The following is an 18693-nucleotide window of genomic DNA, read 5'->3' on the forward strand; positions in this document are numbered from 1 at the left end:
TTTTTCTTTAAAAATCGCTTTACTAGGGAAATGGGATTCTGGAGAAATTGTCCATACTTCTCTCTTTCATGGCATATACATGAGGAAGAGAAGGGAGGGTTCAGCTTGTTTCGAACTCGTAGAAAATTCTTTAGAAAGGGGCCACTTCCCTTTCGTTATGTGTTTGTCATCTCCTTCCTACTATTCATTTTTATGACGGTCCAGGGGCTATGGATCGTTGAAAAAGGAATAAAGCCTACTCTGATTGAAATTGCCCGTACAGAGACGAATCGGATTGCAACGATCGCTATTAATGAAGCCATCAATCAGAAGATGGCAGAAGAAGTGGATAACTATCAAGACTCATTAATAAAAGAAGTAACGGATAACGAAGGAAAGTTGGTCCGAGTTCAAATTAATCAAAGGGCCGTTACTCAGGTGCTCGCCCAATCAACTGAAAAAGTACAGCGCTTTTTAAAAAGTGTGGAAGATGGAACGTTAGATTACTGGGCTGAACAAAATGGAGTTGAACTTGAAGTGGATGATCAAACATCACTGGATAATGGCATCATTCATTATATTCCAATTGGTCAGGCATTCGATAATACGTTACTTGCGAATATGGGACCAAAAGTTCCTGTGCGTTTCACTGCGATTGGTGAAGTGAAATCTGATTATAAAAGCACGATTGAACCGGTTGGTATTAACAATATTTCTGTAGATATTCGAGTTCATATTGAAGTGAAAGTAAAAATTGTTATTCCATTTGCGACAGATTCTGATGTTGTGACGACGGATATTCCAGTATTGTTAACGATTATTCCAGGGGAAGTGCCAAATTTCTATAACAATGGTTCAGAAGGTGGCTTGCCTACTCCATCGATTCAAATTGACGACATGGAATAATCTATAATTGCAGAATGAGCCAAAGTAAGGTATACTTTAAAACTGAACTTAATATTGTTCCTTATCTTATACGATGAGGTAGAGGAGCAGATCCTCATGAGTACGTGTTGGGAGAATGACACCAATGATCAGCATCGAAAGGGAGATCTGCCGAAGCATAAATAAAGGTCATATTATTTATGTTGGGGCGGCATTGAATAAGTGTCGAACTGTCATTATAAGTCTATCTTATAATGGAGAACTACTGATCGGGGTGGACACTTAACATTGACTCGGTGAAGCGAGCAATGATAGGACCAATCCTATCATTGCTCGCTTTTTTGCGTTCAAAGACGACGAGAAAGCTGAGGGTAGGCGTCCATTCCGGTTATGATGACCAATCATTTATTAGGAGGATATTCATGGAGAATTCAATTCTATCCATTATTCCACCACTCATCGCGTTGCTGATGGTCGTGGTGACAAGGAAAGTGCTTCCTTCTCTCGGAGTAGGCATTATACTTGGTGCACTTATGATCAACAATTGGAGTGTGCCTGGATCACTGAAAGAGATTTATACAATTGTAAAAGGAATCTTTATTGATTCTGAAAGCGGCGGTTTGAATACGTGGAATATGTACATTATTTTCTTTTTACTATTATTAGGGATGATGACAGCTTTTATTTCAATCTCTGGTGGCAGTCGTGCATTCGGAGAATGGGCGATGAAACGCGTTAAAACACGGGTAGGCGCGCAAGTGATAACAGCGATATTTGGTATTATTATTTTTATTGATGATTACTTTAATTCACTCGCTGTTGGTAATGTAAGTCGACCGATTACGGACAGGCATAAGGTTTCACGTGCAAAGCTAGCCTACATTATTGATTCAACTGCAGCTCCAATGTGTATTATCTCCCCAATTTCAAGCTGGGGTGCTTATATTATCGCACTTATTGGTGGGGTCTTAGCCACTCATAGCATTACAGGCGTTGGGGCATTAGAAGCGTTTATCAGAATGATTCCAATGAATTTATACGCTCTCTTTGCGCTCGCTATGGTTTTCTTTGTTAGTTACTTTGATATTAACCTGAAAGCAATGAAAGTTCATGAAGACCGTGCGCAGAAGACTGGAGAAGTTCTTGATCCAAATCAAGGGGCTGTTCCTGGTCAAACAACGGGTCTTCCTGAAAGTGAAAAAGGAAAAGTAGCGGATCTTGCATGGCCAATTATTATGCTGATTGCAGGAACTGTGACGTTTATGATCATTACAGGCATTCAGGCGGTAAGCGGGTCAGATACAGCGGTAACCGCCTTGTCGATTTTTGAAAACACAGATGTCGCCGCCTCTCTTCTATATGGTGGATTAATTGGGCTCGCTACATCTCTTATCTTTTTCTTTAGGAAACGAATGGGTGGAGCGGTTCTTGGTAAAGGGATATGGGAAGGCATTAAATCAATGCTTCCAGCTGTATACATTCTATTCTTTGCATGGACGCTCATTGAGATTATTGGAAGTCTAGGAACAGGGAAGTACCTTGCGGGTCTCGTAAATGACCACATTATGATTGGCTTCTTGCCTGCTATCTTATTCCTACTTGCAGGCGTCATGGCTTTTGCAACAGGTACGTCATGGGGAACGTTTGGTATTATGCTCCCAATCGCGGGAGAGATAGCTGCTGCAACGGATCCAACGTATATGCTACCAGTTCTTGCAGCGGTCCTTGCTGGCGCAGTATTTGGCGATCATTGCTCTCCTATCTCAGATACGACCATTCTTTCCTCTACAGGAGCGGGAAGCCATCATATCGATCATGTGATGACACAGTTGCCATATGCGTTGCTTGTGGCGGGAATTTCATTACTTGGCTACCTTGTTTTAGGATTTACCGGTAGTGCGATTATTGGAGTTGTTGTAACAGCTATTTTCTTCGGAATTCTTATTTTTATGCTGAAAGCAAAATATGCCAACAGACCGGTTGAAGTGGCAGAATAATCATGAAACAGGAGGTGATTCCTCCTGTTTTTTTATGTTTTTCCACAAAAATAGGGAGATTTAATTGAGAAATTGAACGATTCGTACCAAAAAAGAAAAAAGTTTGTTTTGACAAGGTCATACGTACTAGATATACTATAAACAAAATAATCTGAATTTACTTAAAAGTCTTAACCTTTTTCTGGAAGGAGGCTTATGGTGAAAAGGGTTTAATTTGTTCAAGGGGGTAATTCATTTGGAAAATCGTGCGCAATGGGGAACAAGGGCTGGGTTTATTTTAGCCGCAGTTGGATCAGCAATAGGTTTAGGAAACATTTGGAGATTTCCGGCCGTTGCTTATGACAATGGCGGTGGGGCATTTTTTATACCTTATTTATTTGCATTACTAACAGCTGGAATTCCAATCTTAATTCTTGAATTTACGATGGGGCATAAGTTCCGTGGATCAGCGCCGCTTTCATTCTTTAGAATGAATAAAAAAATGGAATGGCTAGGCTGGTGGGGCGTTATTGTTGCCTTTGTAATTTCGACATACTACGCAGTCATTATTGCGTGGGCGATCTCGTATAGCTACTTTGCTTTTAATCAGAGTTGGGGAACAGACACAGAAACATTTCTCTTTAACGATTACTTAAAGTTAACGGTTGATCCGGGACAAACAGGTAGTATCGTACCTGGCGTTTTCATTCCGTTAATAGCCGTGTGGATCATCACATTAGGTGTTCTTCTTGCAGGTGTTAAAAAAGGAATTGAGCGTGCAAACAAAATTTTTATTCCTACATTAATTGTTCTTTTCTTAATTATCGTGATTCGCGCAGTAACGCTTCCTGGTGCTGCTGAAGGGCTAAATGCTTTCTTCACACCAAATTTCGATAGTATTACGTCTGGTAGCGTTTGGGTTGCAGCATATGGTCAAATATTCTTCAGTTTATCCATTGCTTTTGCTATTATGATTACTTATTCGAGTTACTTACCTAAGAAATCAGATATTACGAATAACGCATTCATTACAGGATTTGGTAACTCTGCATTTGAACTTCTTGCAGGTATTGGGGTTTTCTCTGCACTAGGCTTTATGGCTCAACAACAGGGTCTTAGCGTTGGTGAAGTTGTGAGCGGTGGGGTAGGACTAGCTTTCGTCGTCTTCCCACAAATTATTAATGAATTCCCAGCGCTGAACGGTTTGTTTGGTTTCCTTTTCTTTGCATCTCTCGTACTAGCTGGATTGTCTTCACTCATTTCCATTTCAGAAACTTACGTTGCTGGGGTTTCTGAGAAGTTCGGAATTTCTCGTACAAAAGCTGTTTTGATTGGTGGAGGAGTTTCTTCTATTATCTCGATTTTATTTGCGACACAGGGCGGATTGTTCTTCCTTGATGCAGCGGATTACTTCATTAACCAATTCGGAATTGCGTTTGTAGGACTTGTTGAAGTCGTCGTTGTGGCATGGGTGCTTCGTGAGCTTAATACGCTTGAATCACATGCGAACGGGATCTCCGACATTTCACTAAAATACTGGTGGAAAGCTTGTCTAGGTGTTATAACACCACTCGTTCTTGGATACATGATGTTTGATCTGTTTAAAACAAATCTACTTCGTCAATTCGATACAGCATCTGGTAACTATGGTGATTACTCAAATGGCTTTATCCTATATAGCGGCTGGGCTGTTGCAGGGTTCGCTCTTCTGGTTGGAATTCTATTCAGCCTAAAGAAATGGGATGCGAAAGCAGAACAGCAAAAGTACAAGGAGGTAAGCTAATATGGGTGGTAGCGCGATCTTTATGATGATTGTTGGAATGGTCATTATCTGGGGAGGACTTGCAGCAAGTATTCTAAATGCTGTTCGAGTTTCCAAAAAACAATAAAACCAAAAGAAGAACTAGCGCGCTAGTTCTTCTTTTTTTATGATTTTTTACGAGCTCTTTCCTGTCGTTCCCAAAGCCGTAAGGAAGGATAAGGATCATACGACCATTCGGTCCTGCCATTGTCTTTATAAATGCCATAATGGAGATGAGGAGGGAACTTACCAGCGGTTCCTTTAGGACCGTATCCTGAGCTACCTACATAACCAATAATCTCACCTGGCTGTACAACGCTCCCTTTTTCAATTCCTTTTTCAAAACCGTTTAAGTGCGCATAATAGTGATAATTACCATCAATGTCTCGTATACCTATACGCCAGCCTCCATACTCATTCCAGCCTTTTGTTTCAACGGTTCCGTAGCTTGTGGCTTTCACGCTAACACCGTAAGAAGCAAAAATATCGGTCCCTTCATGAATGCGTAGTCCACCCCAGCCGCGGCGGTCACCCCATGTACTTCGGTAACTGTAGTTTGCGTGCAGGGGAACTGGAAACGCATGCTTATCGAGCTTTAACGTTTCAAAGCGTTTATAGACAGCACTGTTGCTTGATATGGTTCGTACCGCCTGATCGCGATGATAAAAGTCCCATAATCCAATTTGTAGGTCTTCGAACGACGTGCCGTATTTTTGCAAGAAGTCACCAATTGTATATAGAAGATCTTCATCATTCGTGCGTTCTGCTTTTCCGTCTCCGTTCCCATCGAGTCCAATGCCGCCAAAAAATGAAATCGACTCTGTGCTCGTATCCTCTTTATTCGGATTAGCTGCGCCAGCCCATTTTTCTGGAGGGATGTAAATGGCAATCGCTCCTTTTTCGCGAGGGATATCTTTTTGGGAGCGCCTAATGCTTCTTTCATATTGATCAATAGCGGCGTAAAGATACCATGGTACCTGGGTGACAGTTTCCATCTTATGAAACAACATCATCCGTTCGTTTCTTACTTTATCTTCATCTATTTCAGCAGATACGTTAGCTGGTATGAGAAAGAAAAGAACAAGGATAAGAAAACTATATTTTCTCAATCGTTTCTTCTCCTTTCGTTATTTGTCATTACACTTAGTTTGCATTTCAAATCGCAAAACATTAGATCTAAATAATGGAAGGTCTAAAGTCTTAATCGTCAAGAGATTCACACTTTTTATGGAAATGGAAGGGTTATCTATGGTATTCTTTAATACAGAAAAGCGATAGGTGAGGTGATTGTATTGAGTAAGAAAGAAGAGTATCTAAGAAAACCGGAATGGTTGAAAATAAAATTAAATACGAACGAAAACTATAAAGGTCTTAAAAAGATGATGCGTGAGAAGAAACTACATACAGTCTGTGAGGAAGCGCGTTGTCCTAATATTCATGAGTGCTGGGCAGTTCGTAAAACAGCGACCTTCATGATTCTTGGTGATGTTTGTACACGAGCATGCCGCTTTTGCGCCGTTAAAACGGGTCTTCCTACAGAGCTTGATTGGGCAGAGCCAGAGCGCGTAGCGGATTCTGTGGAACAAATGGGCTTGAAGCACGTTGTTATTACAGCTGTAGCCCGAGACGATTTAAAAGATGGCGGCGCAGCTGTATTTGCTGAAACGGTTCGTGCTATTCGTAGAAAAAATCCTTTCTGCTCGATTGAAGTTCTTCCATCAGATATGGGTGGACAATACGAAGCGCTTGAAACGCTTATGGATGCGAAACCGGATATTATGAACCATAATATTGAGACGGTTGAGCGTTTAACGCCAAGAGTCCGTGCACGTGCAAAATACCGTCGTACCCTTGAGTTTCTTCAGCGAGCAAAGGAAATGAACCCTGAGATTCCGACTAAGTCCAGTATTATGCTGGGTCTAGGAGAAACAAAAGAGGAAATCATTCAAACCCTTGATGATCTTCGTGCACACGATGTTGATATCGTCACGCTTGGACAATATTTACAACCTTCTAAAAAACATTTAAAGGTCGAAAAATATTGGACACCTCAAGAATTTCTTGAGCTAAAGGATATCGCGTTGGAAAAAGGCTTTAAGCACTGTGAATCTGGTCCAATGGTTCGTTCTTCTTACCATGCGGATGAGCAAGTTAATGCCGCGAAACAAGCAACAAATTAAGTCACTTTTAAATAAACTTGAAAAATCGGCCTGTAAAGGGCCGATTTTTTTACTCAGACATCATTTCTTTTCCTTTTGTATCGTTTAACTCGTCATTCATTTCGCCTTTCATTTCACCATTCTCGTTCTCTCCATCACTTACTTTCTTCCCTTGTGGCGCTTTTTTCATCTTCGCAATGGTTTCTTCAATGCTTTTATCTAATTCACCGTTTGCAGTAGATGCATTCTGATATCGCTCGACCTCTGCAATCATTCCTTCTTCGTCGGAAACATAGACATGATAATATCTTGGAATAACCGAGAGAGCCGTTTTCTTTACTTGATCAGCTGTTGCATCACGATCTTTCGTAGTCGATTTATAAGCAATCAGCACTTCTTCATCCGTTACGAGTGTCGCCACATCATTTACGTATGGAAGAACGATGGCCATCGATCCGATCATATCAGATAGGCGATCACGATCAAGGTAAGCAATATTCTCAGGCTGCTTTTGAGAATTCATGTTGTTCGTATTTCTAGTGTGGCGGACGTAGCCAAATCCGCCTTTTTTGGACTTTTCCTGTGAGTCTGCGGTATTCATTCCGTACTCTTCAGGATCCGTTTTAACAGGGGTTAAATCAGCATGATCAAAGGAATCAGTCGCATTTTCTCCCTGGCAGGCAGTGATTCCTATTGCAAGCGGTAGAATAAGCAGTATGTGTTTTTTCAATTCTCTTCACCTCCATACTGTTATCATGACCGAACAGAGTTTCTTTTTTCCTGGTATTACTTGGACAATTCCAATAAAAAAGGTATCATTAGACTAATGAGCCCATTTGAAATGAGGGAAGTAGCATGATAAAAGTGAATCAACATACGTTTGAGTTGATGAAGGATGAAAGAGAAGGCTGGAATGAAGAAGCTTTTCTTGCTCGATATAGTGAAATTCTAGATAAATACGACTACATTGTCGGTGATTGGGGATACGGTCAACTTCGATTAAAAGGATTTTTTGATGATCGCAATCAGAAAGCAACCTTTGATACAAAATTCAGTACGGTGCTGGATTATTTGTATGAATACTGTAATTTTGGCTGTCCTTATTTTGTTTTAAAGAAACAGAAGAAGGAAAAACCAAAAAAGCAACAACAAGAAGCATAAGCCCTTAGTAGGCTTATGCTTTGTATGGTTTTTCCGAGTCCTTTTCTGGATCATCATGTGGTGGATGTGAGCCAGGGTCCTGACGAGGTAAGTGTTGGTGTAGGTTTTTGTTTTCGTAGTTAAACGCACTATAGGAGCGCTGTCCTTCTCGCCATGGAGTCGTTTTACCAAGCTTTTTATTTACAGGGGAACCATAAGGTCCTTCTGGTGTATCTTCAGGCAGGACATAATTTCGCCCTTTCTCTACATTGGCAAAGTCTTGATACTCTTCATCATCAAACATGAATAAACACCACCTTTAGAAGGTAGTGTATTCATTGCCTTATAAAATATTAGTGACTTAACACTTCTCTGAGGAAGTTACGGAGTTCTTCAGCATCTTCCTCATTAAGAGAGTAAGCATGCTCAAGGTTTCCTGGCTCATTTAGATCATCGTGGCCAATAATTGCAAATTTGCCTCCTTGAATATCGAGGACTAACGATTTTCCATAAAAGCGATCTGATTTCACAATACAAAGGTCAAACCGATGATTGCTTCCCATAAAGCACACGAACCTGGCTTCAGTGGCCTCCTGTTCGTCGTAGATGAGTCGTTCATCTTCCATCATAGCTCCCTCCTTTTCTAGTTAAGGCTATCATACCATCTTATGAAGCGTTCTCAAATAAGCTTTCGTTTAAAATGTAAGCTTTTGCATTTGTGGTTATGATACACTATAGAATAGGATTTCGATTGATTGGATTAAAGGCAGGTGTATTCAGATGTATTTTGTAGATCGTAAAAAAATTGAAGAACAGCTTGTTTATTTTGATAAAATGATTGGGATATTGAAAGAAAGTTCTTTTCAAACAGAACTTCACTTACTTAGCTTAGAAAGACTTCATCATGTGTTTATTGAAAGCATGATTGACGTAGGGAATAGTATGATTGATGGATTTATCATGCGCGACCCGGGTAGTTACGAGGATATTATTGAAATCTTGTCTGATGAAAAAGTAATCTCCTCCGAAAATGCAAGGATGCTAAAGAATGTTGTTAGCATGAGAAAACCGCTGATGCAGCAATATGTTCATCTTGACCACATAGCATTGGAACAAAACCTAAGGAACAATCTCAGTGCGCTTGAGCAGTTTCCTGATGATATAAGAAAGTACTTAACTCAAGAATTAGGTGCAGTTTCTGCTTTTCTTCCTGATCAAAATAGTTGAGTTTTGGGCCAGGCAATAACTAAACTAATTCTACATTTCAAAGAAAGAAAGGTGTTTTGTGATGAAAATGATTAAGAAGCAAGCTAGAACTTTTTTCATTTCAAAACATGATAATAGGAACCGCTTTCATTTATGGAAGCGGTTTTCTTATGGATTGGATAATGAATAGACTAAGGAGGATACTAAGAAAATGAAAAATTATAAAGGATATTTAATTGATCTTGATGGCACCATGTACCGTGGCACTGAAAAGATTCACGAAGCGGTAGAATTTGTGAAACGTTTAAAGGAAGCCAATCTTCCTTACTTATTTGTGACGAACAATTCATCTAAACGGAAAGAACAAGTATCTGAGAAGCTTAAGGATTTTGGTGTCCCCTGTACCCCAGATCACGTGTTTACGACAAGCATGGCAACGGCGAGCTACATTTCAAATGAGAAGAATGATGCAACGGTTTATGTGATTGGGGAAGAAGGAATTCGAGATGCTTTAACAGATGCGGGCTTAACCATTCAAGACGACAATCCAGATTACGTTGTCGTTGGGATCGACCGCTCCATCACGTATGAAAAGTTTGCGAAGGCGTGTATTGCCGTTCGAAATGGCGCTACATTTATTTCAACAAATGGCGATATTGCGATCCCAACAGAACGCGGCTTGCTACCTGGGAACGGTTCATTAACTTCAGTAGTTTCTGTATCCACAGAAGTGGATCCGATTTTTATTGGAAAACCTGAACCTATTATTATGGAACAAGCTTTGGCACAACTTGGCACATCTAAAGAAGAGACGCTGATGGTTGGCGATAATTATCTGACAGATATTCTTGCAGGCATTAACGCAGGGTTAGATACCCTGCTTGTACACACGGGTGTCACGACCAAAGAACACTTGGGGTCAGTAGAAAAGCTCCCAACGTATACCGTTCAAACTTTAGATGAATGGAACATATAAAAAACGCCCTCTGAGGGCGTTTTTATATTGGCTTATTCCGTTTTTTGTGCTCGATGCGCAAGACGACTTGAAGCAGCTGCCGCAATTGCACCAACAATATCATCAAGATAAGTATGACATTCCCCTGTCGTCTTATCATTTAATCGTTCAAGAATGCCTGGTTTTTGTTTATCAATAAATCCATAGTTTGTAAATCCTATGGATCCATATACATTAACGATGGATAAAGCAATAATTTCATCCACTCCGTATAATCCTTCATCTTTCATTAAGATATCTTGAAGCGGTTGATCCAGAAGTTTTCTCTCGGTTAATTCATCAAGCTGTATACCCGTTAATACGGCATTTTGAACTTCTCTTTTTGAAAGCACCCGCTCGACATTTTGAATACACGTTTCGATTTGAAGGTTAGGGTGATATTTTTCTTGAAGGTAATAGACGAGGTCTGCGATATCTTTAATTTCCACGCCACGTTCTTTTAATTTACTTCTTGCTGCTTTTTCGACAAGGTCCATAGATTCTTGGCCCATTCTAGTCCCACCTAACTTTATAGTAAATTGGTATTGGATAGAGTTGATTATATTAGTATATGGTGAAAGGCTGAGAAATATGACAGTAAAGTTCAAGAGAACCAATTACACCGATTGGGCGCTTTAGGCATATAGTACAAATACAAAGACGAAATGTCGGAGGGTTAGCATGTTAGAGCGCGAGATTTTTCATCAATATGGCATTGTGATTGATCTACAGAATGAGGAAAACGGTGGTTATTTACTTCGGAGTTCAGACCACTCTGAGTTTATTTTAAAACGAGCGCAAATGGAGCAGGAAAGTGAGTTTCCGTGGTATGTCATGGTGGCGAATTATTTTAATCAACAAAACGAACCGACGATGTTGCCGCTTGCTTCAAGAAGAGGGAAGTATGTGGAGACGATCCAAAATGAAGCTTATGTACTTTATCAAAAACCATATCAACGAATGAATCACACCCATTATAGTGATGGGAGTCGCCTTGCGTTACTTCATCGAAAGGGAGGAAACCTTCTAGCCGCTTATACTGAATTACCGGAAATTCAACCATGGCAGTTGAGGTGGCAGCATCGAATGGATCAACTGGAATCTTTTCGAGAAGAATTAAAAAATCAGGAACAGTCTCATCGAGAATTTGATGAATGGTTTATTGAAACCTTTCCTTATTATTCTGGATTAGCTGAAAATGCGATTCAGTATATTGTCGATTGTGGTATAGATACAGGAATGAATCCTTTTCAAGTTAGGACGCTTGCGTTTAACCGCTATACTGCAAAATATCGCAAGAATTCAGATGGACTTTTTCCGAACGATTTTATATTAGATCATCCGGCTAGAGATCTTGCCGAATGGATCCGATATGAATTAGTAGAAGGGGACGGGAATTTCGAAGCGATCAGGCAGTTTTTGTGGGACTATCATGAACGACGTACGCTGAATCAGATGGACTGGAATCTTTTATATGCCCGTTTGCTTTTCCCGCTCCCTTACGTTGAAACTATCGAGCATTATTATAGTGACGGCAATTTGAAAGAGAAAGAACGGAGCTTCTTGAATTTGAAGAAATTTGTGAGAAGAGAAGGAGAGAGAGAGGAAGTTTATCGGTTGTTACTTCAAGAGTTAATGGGGGATTACGGGAGTCAAATGAGACGAGTGGATTGGTTGAACAAATAACATAAAAAATCCCCTCCATAGCGGAGGGGATGAATGAGTTTTGTTTAAAATACTTGCTCGAGTTCAGTTACACCAGGAACTTCTTCAAGTAGTGCGCGCTCGATCCCTGCTTTAAGTGTAATTGTGGAACTAGGGCAGCTGCCGCACGCTCCCATTAGACGTACTTTCACTACGCCTTCTTCGATGTCTACAAGCTCTACGTCTCCGCCATCACGCAGGAGGAATGGACGCAGTTTATTCAATACATCTTGTACTTGCTCTTGCATCATTCATCGACTCCCTTCATACTTCCATTATACTAATGATGATGTGAAAAATCTATGTGTTATTGTGGAATGATTATTATTCTCATCTTACTTTATCATGGTATGAATTGAGATTCAAGATGGAACATACAGGGAAGCGATCGTATCGATGAAAAAAGGCGAATGGTTCTTTTCTGTCTCATTGGGATAGGTTACAATAAAGGTAAATGGATTGAATAGAAAGGACGTTTTTCATCATGGAGGAAGTACTCGTCTATGGAGCTGGCGAACGCTGTGCAAGTTGTGTGAACCTACCTTCTTCAGAAGAAACCGCTGAATGGCTAAAAGCTGCCCTTAATCGGAAATATCCAGATCGTCAAATTGCTGTTCGATATATTGATATTCATAGTCAGCTTTCGGGAACAGAAGCGATTTTTGCTGCTAAAGTGATCGACGAAGATCTGTTTTATCCAGTCATTGTCGTTCAAAACGAAATTGTCTCAGAAGGAAATCCACGATTAAAAGATCTGTATGCCGTATTAGAAGATCAATCAGCTACGGCATAAAGAAGGAACCTCGTATACGAGGTTCCTTTTTTTGATTAACCATTATGGTTCTTATACATCCATAAGATTCCTGACTTAAGTAAACGCGGCACACGACCAGTAAGTGGACGATTTGCCATAACACCAAAGCCATGCTTACTACCAAGTGAGCCTAACGTTCCTTTGATCTTAATCGGTGGAAGGGCCGGTGGTGTTTCATTCTTCCATTGTTTTTGTAAAACAAGGGCAATTTGTTCTGCCTGTTCTTCAGCAAGCTGCGCGCTTGGGGCATGTGGCAAACTGGCGCAGTCTCCTACGACAAAGGCATTTCCGTGAGTGGGTATCGAGTGATCATCATTTAGAATGACCCGCTGCTGTGGATCTTTCTCAACATCAAGATCACGCACAAGTTTATTTGGCTGAATGCCGGCTGTCCAAACGATCGAATCGCAGTGAACGGGTTCGCCGTGATTAAACAGCGTATTTGGTTCTACTTTTGTAATGTTTGATTCACTCACAACTTCTACACGTCGTTCTTCAAACCAGGATTGAACGTATTTACCAAGTCTTTCAGGAAAAGCGGAGAGAATTGTATGACCACGATCAAAGAGCTTGATTTGAAGGTCGGGTCTGCTTTCGTGCAGTTCACTCGCAAGCTCAACCCCACTCAAGCCAGCTCCAACGATTCCAACAATTGAATTTGCGCCAAGGTTGTTCAACGTTTCGTATGTTCTTCTAGAAGAATCAATGGTTTGAATGCTGAGTGTATGAATATCCGCGCCAGGTACATTATGATATTTATCTTCACAACCAAGACCAATCACAAGGGTGTCGTATGTCAGGGGTTCATCATCTTTCAGGTGAATCTCATTTGCGTCCAGGTCAATTCTCTCAATTTCACCGTATTTGATTTCAAGCTTTTGGTGAACTGGAAATTGAACGCGTATGTGATGATCACTTGCTGTTCCTGCAGCAAGTGCATAATATTCCGTTTTCATACTGTGATAAGGATTCCGGTCAACAAGCGTAATCGTGAGGTCTTCTGGTAAATCAGATGAAAATAATTTCTGTAGAATGCGCATACCACCGTATCCGCCGCCTAATAGCACTAGCCTTTTCATGATAAGAGGTCCCCTTTGATAAAATTCAATAACGCTGTCTTCCTATATAGAGTAGAAAAGCTTAAGAAGAATTGGAGATTTAGGAAGAAAAAAGGAAGCGACACGCGCTATACTATACTTATACATTTGTATTATTTATGACAGTTAAAAGTATAGCGAAACTAAGACCTATGTACAATAACAATTCTGAATTGCTTTACTGGGGAGTGGGATTAAAGTGAAAACAGTTGAATTTTGTTCTGGTAATTTAAGGGATAATCAATTGGTTTGGGAAGCCTTAGAGAAGATACCTGGAGTTGAACTAATTGATTATGGTTGTCTTGGTTATTGTGGGAACTGCTATAGTGAATCGTTTGCGATTGTAGAGGGACGGTTAATCAATGCTGAGACGTCGGAAGCTTTAATTAAAAAAATTACTCAAAAATTAAATGAGGGCAATTAAGGGCTTTCATTGTTCATATTCTGTGTTATAATGACAAAGGTTCATTGAAGTCTGGTAGAGAGAGAGCAGACTTTTTATTTTCCGCCTAACCGCGAAAAATGTCGAATTTTCAGACGATAAAAAATACTGTTTGTAAGCGCTGTATTTAGCTAGTCGCTATAATCTTTCAATTTTAAATCTGGTAATGGGGTAGCCTATGCTTATAAACGGATACAATATTTAACGAGGGGTGTAAAATATGCAAATACTATGGGGATTTGGTGGTATGGCTGTACTTTTTGCCATTGCGCTAATCTTTTCAACAAACCGCAAAGCGATTAACCTTCGTACTGTGCTAGGAGCGCTTGCGATTCAGGTCGCATTTGCATTTGTTGTACTTAAATGGGAAGCGGGTAAGGCTGCTTTAAAGCAATTATCCTTATTCGTTCAAGATATTATTGGCTATGCTAATGAAGGAATTGGTTTCCTATTCGGTGGATTAATTGGTAATGAAGATATTGGAATGATCTTTGCATTTCAAGTTCTAACCATTATTATCTTCTTCTCTTCTCTTATTTCAGTTCTTTATTATCTTGGTATTATGCAATGGGTGATTCGTATTCTTGGTGGAGCGATCTCATGGGCACTTGGAACAAGTAAAGCGGAATCACTTTCAGCAACAGCCAATATTTTCGTTGGCCAAACAGAAGCGCCGTTAGTTATTAAACCTTACCTTGATAAAATGACGAAATCAGAACTATTTGCCGTTATGACTGGTGGACTTGCCTCAGTTGCTGGTTCTGTCTTAATTGGTTACTCTCTACTTGGTGTTCCGCTTGAGTATCTACTTGCGGCAAGTTTCATGGCAGCGCCAGGTGGTCTATTAATGGCCAAGCTAATCATGCCTGAAACAGAAACACCAGAAACAGCAAAAGAGATTAAAATGGAAAGAAATGAAGATCACGTTAACGTGATTGACGCTGCGGCACACGGTGCATCAGACGGTCTAAAGCTTGCTTTAAACGTAGGAGCTATGCTTCTTGCATTTATCGCCTTGATTGCGCTTCTAAATGGTTTACTTGGTGCAGTAGGCGGATGGTTTGGCGCTGAAAGCTTAACGATTCAGCAAATTCTTGGATATATCTTCTCACCACTAGCCTTTGTGATTGGTGTTCCATGGCAGGATGCTGTTCAAGCTGGTAACTACATCGGTCAGAAGTTAATTCTTAACGAATTTGTAGCCTTTTCTTCTTTCGGTCCAGAAATTAGTGCTGGTAACCTATCTGAGAAATCCATTGCCATTATCAGCTTTGCTCTATGTGGATTTGCGAACTTCTCATCTCTTGCAATCCTTCTTGGTGGACTTGGCGGTCTTGCACCAAAACGTCGTCCGGAAATTGCAAAGTTCGGAATGCGCGCGATCCTAGCTGGTACGCTAGCAAACCTTTTAAACGCAGCAATTGCAGGTATGCTTATATTTTAAAGTTTGAAAGCCTCTTTAAAAGGGGCTTTTTTTTTTATAAACGTTTTGTTCTTATGTGAATCAATATCCAGGCAAAGCATTGTTGTTTTTTAGCTGTGTTACGATATACTTGTTTCAATAATAAAACAGGAGGGGTCACTGGTGAGTAGCTTTGAACATACATTGCCATATGATCGTATGATGGGTGATGTCTACGTTCCTAAATGCCCATTTTGTCATAGTGAAAATGTGTTAACACCTATGACAGATCGAGATTATCGGCAGGGCTGTGAAGAAATAAAAACAAGACTCGTGATGCCTTGCTGTAATGGCAAGCTCATGATTGAAAAAATTGATAGCGACTATTTTTGGACGACAGAAGCCGTTCGAAAAAACCAATAATAGAGAGAAAGAGTGACAGCATTGCAGGAAATTACTTATACGAAAATGCATGGTCTTGGGAATAACTACATTTATATCAACGTATTTGAGCAGCATTTAAATGAAGAAATGCTTCCTCAATATGCAAGAGAAGTTTCTGATGTGCATACAGGAATCGGATCCGATGGAATGATCTTAATTTGTCCGTCTGATCAAGCTGAAGTGAAGATGAGAATCTTTAATAAAGATGGTTCTGAAGGTAAAAATTGCGGAAACGGTTTACGTTGTGTAGCCAAATACGCTTATGAAAATAAGCTTGTTTCTGGAACGGAATTTGCAATTGAAACGCTAGCCGGTCTCGTTCAAGCAGAAGTTCATCTCATGAATGATGTGGTTGAAACTGTAACGATTGATATGGGCACACCTCACTGGACGAGAGGAAGTCTTCCCATGCATGGGGAAGAAGGGGAAGAAGTCATTAATGAACCGATTGTGTTTGAAAATGAAGTTCTTAGAATGACAGGTGTATCAATGGGAAATCCTCACATGGTCATGTTTGTGGATGATATCCATTCTGCCCCTCTTATGACGGCTGGACCTTATTTTACCGATCATGAGCAATTTCCTGAAAGCATTAACGTTGAATTTGTTGAGGTTGTTTCGAGTAGTGAATATCACTTCCGCGTATGGGAACGCGGTTCTGGGATCACGCAAGCATGTGGAACTGGAGCATGTGCGGCAGTAGTAGCAGGAGTACTAAATGACAAAACTCCTAAGGGAACAAAGGTAACGGTGCACCTTGCTGGTGGTGACTTAGACATTACCTGGGATATGGATGACCATGTGTGGATGACGGGACCAGCTGTCACCATTTCAACAGGCGTATACTTTGTTAAATAGTGTGTTTGTCAAAAAAAGGATGGTCATGTAGAATAATAGGAGGTTTAGAGGAGAGAGAGGATTCGGAACTTGTACGATGAAAAGATGCAGCGCTATAATGAAGAAATTGAGATTTTACGAGCAAAAATGACCCAAACAGCTATCGTGCTTGGATTAAATCATCCGGATGTACTCGCGTATAGTCAAAAACTTGATGAGAAACATAATATGATCTTACAGTTGAAATATAGAGAAGCGAGCGTCTGAGGTTCAAATGTTGAGCTCAGTTCGATGGCGCGGTATACTAGAAGTAGCATTACGGTGATTGGAGGGATTTGAATGATCCATTTATCTGAAGCTGCAGCAGCACAGGTAAAAGAAATGATGAAGCAAGAAGAAGGTGACAACCTTTACTTGCGTGTCGGTGTAAAAGGCGGCGGGTGTACTGGTTTGAGTTACGGTATGGGGTTTGATACTGAAATGAAAGCCGATGATCAAGCATTAGATCCTCAGCATGGCGTTACGATTATTATGGACAACGAAAGCGCACCGGTCTTAGAAGGTGTGAAAATTGATTATAAACAAAACATGATGGGCGGCGGATTCACAATCGACAATCCGAACGCGATCGCATCATGCGGCTGTGGTTCTTCGTTTAAAACAGCGACAAACGCTGGTTCGCCGGAGAATTGTTAAGCATTGAAAATAACTTAAGCTCCTTCATTGTTCTGTTTCTGCAGAGCAGTGGAGGAGTTTTTTGTTACAGCCAAAAAAGCATTTCCAGGTTGGGTTGTTTCTCATTATGGGAAAAGAAGGAGGGATAGGAGTGATACAATGAAGCGATCTTCGTTATCAGCAAGTCAACTCTCTATGGCAAAGTCTCTCTTGAAACAAGCGATTCACTACCAACAAGAAGTTGCAAAATCGCTTGAGCTTATTGAAAGAGCAGCTCCCGTTCTATGGCGTGGCCAAATTAAACCTGGCAATATTGTGACCATCGGAACAAATCCTTCTGCTCGCGAATTTTTAACGAAAGATCAGACGCTACTTGAAAAGGAAAGAGCCAGTCTTTATATTCGTGATACAACCGTTGCAAACGATCAAAAGGACGAAGACCACTTAGAGAACACAATTGAGTCCTACTGCACCTACTTCCAGCGAGATACAGCATATCGGCGCTGGTTCGGTAAAGAAAACGGTGGGAAGCTGGAAGCGTTTATGAATGGTCTCGGTGGTTCGTTTTATGCCTCCGATCATTATACTCCGGTCGTTCATATGGATGTCTTTCCTTATGCTACATATAAGAAAATGGGGCAAATCCCCTCTAAAGAAAAATGGCTTCAATCAGATTTTCTACATGAATTGTTAAGAGATACATTGAGATTATTAAAGCCTTCTTTATTGGTCATTCTGGGAAAAGAACATTGTCGAAGGTTATCTGAAAAAGATCACTTATTCTCCTTAAGAGAAGTAACGTTTTCAACCGAATACCCTGATGCCAGATATCAGCTTGGTTATTATTCGGATCAGCGTATTCCCCTTATTGGGCTTCACTATAAACCATCTGAACAATTTGTAGGGCTTGGAAATAAACAAGATATAAATGGCGTGAGTCACGGTACATATGGATCACGAGCTGTTCTGTATGAACTCGGTCAAGAATTGAATGAGCACCTGAAATCTCAAGAAAGATAATAAATTGTTTTTTGTCATAAAAAAGGGATTTCAGTCGTTTTATCGAAAACTAGTGGGTGGTGAGGAAGTTTTATCTCAGCAAGGTTTTAGAGAGTTTAGCCGAACAACGAGCAATGGA

Annotated in this window: 24 protein-coding genes and 1 riboswitch; of the genes, 17 read left to right on the plus strand and 7 right to left on the minus strand. The window is 40.4% G+C overall.

Going from position 1 to position 18693, the window contains the following annotated elements:
* The first annotated feature begins 105 nt into the window (after positions 1–105).
* The 4 genes from yunB to LC090_RS04700 all read left to right on the plus strand — a co-directional run bounded on the left by yunB (position 106) and on the right by LC090_RS04700 (position 4729).
* Complete coding sequence (gene yunB / locus LC090_RS04685; protein ID WP_159784581.1) at positions 106–885, plus strand: sporulation protein YunB; 780 nt, start codon at positions 106–108, stop codon at positions 883–885.
* Between the two features lie 71 nt (positions 886–956).
* Positions 957–1137, plus strand: a riboswitch (Lysine riboswitch).
* Between the two features lie 149 nt (positions 1138–1286).
* Positions 1287–2861: a Na+/H+ antiporter NhaC family protein gene (locus tag LC090_RS04690; RefSeq protein WP_226655722.1), complete on the plus strand. Its 1575-nt coding sequence runs from the start codon at positions 1287–1289 to the stop codon at positions 2859–2861.
* 235 nt (positions 2862–3096) lie between these two features.
* Positions 3097–4623, plus strand: coding sequence for a sodium-dependent transporter (locus LC090_RS04695; RefSeq protein WP_226655725.1), 1527 nt, complete (start codon positions 3097–3099; stop codon positions 4621–4623).
* 1 nt (position 4624) lies between these two features.
* Positions 4625–4729: a methionine/alanine import family NSS transporter small subunit gene (locus LC090_RS04700; protein WP_098444849.1), complete on the plus strand. Its 105-nt coding sequence runs from the start codon at positions 4625–4627 to the stop codon at positions 4727–4729.
* 37 nt (positions 4730–4766) lie between these two features.
* On the opposite strand, the gene LC090_RS04705 is transcribed toward LC090_RS04700, so the two are convergent.
* On the minus strand, positions 4767–5750 hold the full coding sequence (locus tag LC090_RS04705) for a M23 family metallopeptidase (protein WP_255647979.1): 984 nt from the start codon (positions 5748–5750) through the stop codon (positions 4767–4769).
* A gap of 183 nt (positions 5751–5933) precedes the next feature.
* Between LC090_RS04705 and lipA the strand changes: the two genes are divergently transcribed.
* Positions 5934–6821, plus strand: coding sequence for a lipoyl synthase (gene lipA / locus LC090_RS04710; RefSeq protein ID WP_098444848.1), 888 nt, complete (start codon positions 5934–5936; stop codon positions 6819–6821).
* A gap of 49 nt (positions 6822–6870) precedes the next feature.
* On the opposite strand, the gene LC090_RS04715 is transcribed toward lipA, so the two are convergent.
* Complete coding sequence (locus LC090_RS04715; protein WP_226655728.1) at positions 6871–7530, minus strand: YhcN/YlaJ family sporulation lipoprotein; 660 nt, start codon at positions 7528–7530, stop codon at positions 6871–6873.
* A gap of 125 nt (positions 7531–7655) precedes the next feature.
* On the opposite strand from LC090_RS04715, the gene LC090_RS04720 reads away from it, so the two are divergent.
* Positions 7656–7961 (plus strand): YutD family protein, encoded by a 306-nt coding sequence (locus tag LC090_RS04720; RefSeq protein WP_224592426.1) that lies wholly within the window; start codon positions 7656–7658, stop codon positions 7959–7961.
* Between the two features lie 13 nt (positions 7962–7974).
* On the opposite strand, the gene LC090_RS04725 is transcribed toward LC090_RS04720, so the two are convergent.
* Together LC090_RS04725 and LC090_RS04730 are read right to left on the minus strand one after the other, a co-directional pair.
* The gene (locus tag LC090_RS04725; protein ID WP_226655730.1) at positions 7975–8244 is read right to left on the minus strand and encodes a hypothetical protein; all 270 of its coding nucleotides are present in this window, start codon (positions 8242–8244) and stop codon (positions 7975–7977) included.
* Between the two features lie 49 nt (positions 8245–8293).
* Positions 8294–8566, minus strand: coding sequence for a DUF3055 domain-containing protein (locus tag LC090_RS04730; protein WP_098444844.1), 273 nt, complete (start codon positions 8564–8566; stop codon positions 8294–8296).
* Between the two features lie 154 nt (positions 8567–8720).
* On the opposite strand from LC090_RS04730, the gene LC090_RS04735 reads away from it, so the two are divergent.
* Both LC090_RS04735 and LC090_RS04740 read left to right on the plus strand, forming a co-directional pair.
* Positions 8721–9167 carry a DUF86 domain-containing protein gene (locus LC090_RS04735; protein WP_226655732.1) on the plus strand — a complete coding sequence of 149 codons (447 nt, stop codon included), beginning with the start codon at positions 8721–8723 and terminating at the stop codon, positions 9165–9167.
* Positions 9168–9357: 190 nt separating this feature from the next.
* Complete coding sequence (locus LC090_RS04740; protein ID WP_226655734.1) at positions 9358–10122, plus strand: TIGR01457 family HAD-type hydrolase; 765 nt, start codon at positions 9358–9360, stop codon at positions 10120–10122.
* Positions 10123–10154: 32 nt separating this feature from the next.
* Here LC090_RS04740 and LC090_RS04745 read toward each other — a convergent pair whose 3' ends face one another.
* A complete protein-coding gene (locus LC090_RS04745) occupies positions 10155–10652 on the minus strand; it encodes a phosphatidylglycerophosphatase A family protein (RefSeq protein WP_226655736.1) in 498 nt (165 codons plus the stop codon).
* A 169-nt stretch (positions 10653–10821) separates the two neighbouring features.
* Here LC090_RS04745 and LC090_RS04750 point away from each other — a divergent pair, with 169 nt between their 5' ends.
* A complete protein-coding gene (locus tag LC090_RS04750) occupies positions 10822–11826 on the plus strand; it encodes a hypothetical protein (protein WP_226655738.1) in 1005 nt (334 codons plus the stop codon).
* Positions 11827–11870: 44 nt separating this feature from the next.
* Here LC090_RS04750 and LC090_RS04755 read toward each other — a convergent pair whose 3' ends face one another.
* Positions 11871–12095, minus strand: coding sequence for a NifU family protein (locus tag LC090_RS04755; protein ID WP_194218998.1), 225 nt, complete (start codon positions 12093–12095; stop codon positions 11871–11873).
* A 233-nt stretch (positions 12096–12328) separates the two neighbouring features.
* On the opposite strand from LC090_RS04755, the gene LC090_RS04760 reads away from it, so the two are divergent.
* Positions 12329–12637 (plus strand): DUF1462 family protein, encoded by a 309-nt coding sequence (locus LC090_RS04760; protein WP_226655740.1) that lies wholly within the window; start codon positions 12329–12331, stop codon positions 12635–12637.
* A 35-nt stretch (positions 12638–12672) separates the two neighbouring features.
* Here LC090_RS04760 and LC090_RS04765 read toward each other — a convergent pair whose 3' ends face one another.
* Positions 12673–13737 (minus strand): NAD(P)/FAD-dependent oxidoreductase, encoded by a 1065-nt coding sequence (locus LC090_RS04765; protein ID WP_226655742.1) that lies wholly within the window; start codon positions 13735–13737, stop codon positions 12673–12675.
* Positions 13738–13954: 217 nt separating this feature from the next.
* Here LC090_RS04765 and LC090_RS04770 point away from each other — a divergent pair, with 217 nt between their 5' ends.
* The 7 genes from LC090_RS04770 (at position 13955) to LC090_RS04800 (ending at position 18575) form a co-directional block, all read left to right on the plus strand.
* Positions 13955–14179, plus strand: coding sequence for a DUF1450 domain-containing protein (locus tag LC090_RS04770; RefSeq protein WP_226655744.1), 225 nt, complete (start codon positions 13955–13957; stop codon positions 14177–14179).
* 238 nt (positions 14180–14417) lie between these two features.
* A complete protein-coding gene (locus LC090_RS04775) occupies positions 14418–15641 on the plus strand; it encodes a NupC/NupG family nucleoside CNT transporter (protein ID WP_226655747.1) in 1224 nt (407 codons plus the stop codon).
* A gap of 141 nt (positions 15642–15782) precedes the next feature.
* Complete coding sequence (locus LC090_RS04780; RefSeq protein ID WP_226655749.1) at positions 15783–16022, plus strand: hypothetical protein; 240 nt, start codon at positions 15783–15785, stop codon at positions 16020–16022.
* A gap of 21 nt (positions 16023–16043) precedes the next feature.
* Entirely contained in the window at positions 16044–16901 is an 858-nt protein-coding gene (dapF, locus tag LC090_RS04785) for a diaminopimelate epimerase (protein WP_226656591.1), read from the plus strand.
* 69 nt (positions 16902–16970) lie between these two features.
* A complete protein-coding gene (locus LC090_RS04790) occupies positions 16971–17147 on the plus strand; it encodes an aspartyl-phosphate phosphatase Spo0E family protein (protein WP_226655751.1) in 177 nt (58 codons plus the stop codon).
* Between the two features lie 72 nt (positions 17148–17219).
* Entirely contained in the window at positions 17220–17576 is a 357-nt protein-coding gene (locus tag LC090_RS04795) for a HesB/IscA family protein (RefSeq protein ID WP_226655753.1), read from the plus strand.
* 138 nt (positions 17577–17714) lie between these two features.
* Positions 17715–18575, plus strand: coding sequence for a hypothetical protein (locus tag LC090_RS04800; protein ID WP_226655755.1), 861 nt, complete (start codon positions 17715–17717; stop codon positions 18573–18575).
* Positions 18576–18693: the final 118 nt, after the last annotated feature.

This window comes from Guptibacillus hwajinpoensis (assembly GCF_020524165.1).
Classification (GTDB): Bacteria; Bacillota; Bacilli; order Bacillales; family Guptibacillaceae; genus Guptibacillus; species Guptibacillus hwajinpoensis_D.

Bases quoted from the DNA above. Each gene is read 5' to 3' on its own strand.
- LC090_RS04740 (WP_226655734.1), top strand. From the start codon at position 9,358: ATGAAAAATTATAAAGGATATTTAATTGATCTTGATGGCACCATGTAC.
- LC090_RS04725 (WP_226655730.1), bottom strand. From the start codon at position 8,244: ATGTTTGATGATGAAGAGTATCAAGACTTTGCCAATGTAGAGAAAGGG.
- LC090_RS04765 (WP_226655742.1), bottom strand. From the start codon at position 13,737: ATGAAAAGGCTAGTGCTATTAGGCGGCGGATACGGTGGTATGCGCATT.
- LC090_RS04690 (WP_226655722.1), top strand. From the start codon at position 1,287: ATGGAGAATTCAATTCTATCCATTATTCCACCACTCATCGCGTTGCTG.
- LC090_RS04800 (WP_226655755.1), top strand. From the start codon at position 17,715: ATGAAGCGATCTTCGTTATCAGCAAGTCAACTCTCTATGGCAAAGTCT.
- LC090_RS04700 (WP_098444849.1), top strand. From the start codon at position 4,625: ATGGGTGGTAGCGCGATCTTTATGATGATTGTTGGAATGGTCATTATC.
- LC090_RS04750 (WP_226655738.1), top strand. From the start codon at position 10,822: ATGTTAGAGCGCGAGATTTTTCATCAATATGGCATTGTGATTGATCTA.
- LC090_RS04795 (WP_226655753.1), top strand. From the start codon at position 17,220: ATGATCCATTTATCTGAAGCTGCAGCAGCACAGGTAAAAGAAATGATG.
- LC090_RS04760 (WP_226655740.1), top strand. From the start codon at position 12,329: ATGGAGGAAGTACTCGTCTATGGAGCTGGCGAACGCTGTGCAAGTTGT.
- LC090_RS04775 (WP_226655747.1), top strand. From the start codon at position 14,418: ATGCAAATACTATGGGGATTTGGTGGTATGGCTGTACTTTTTGCCATT.
- LC090_RS04735 (WP_226655732.1), top strand. From the start codon at position 8,721: ATGTATTTTGTAGATCGTAAAAAAATTGAAGAACAGCTTGTTTATTTT.
- LC090_RS04755 (WP_194218998.1), bottom strand. From the start codon at position 12,095: ATGATGCAAGAGCAAGTACAAGATGTATTGAATAAACTGCGTCCATTC.
- LC090_RS04720 (WP_224592426.1), top strand. From the start codon at position 7,656: ATGATAAAAGTGAATCAACATACGTTTGAGTTGATGAAGGATGAAAGA.
- LC090_RS04730 (WP_098444844.1), bottom strand. From the start codon at position 8,566: ATGGAAGATGAACGACTCATCTACGACGAACAGGAGGCCACTGAAGCC.
- LC090_RS04745 (WP_226655736.1), bottom strand. From the start codon at position 10,652: ATGGGCCAAGAATCTATGGACCTTGTCGAAAAAGCAGCAAGAAGTAAA.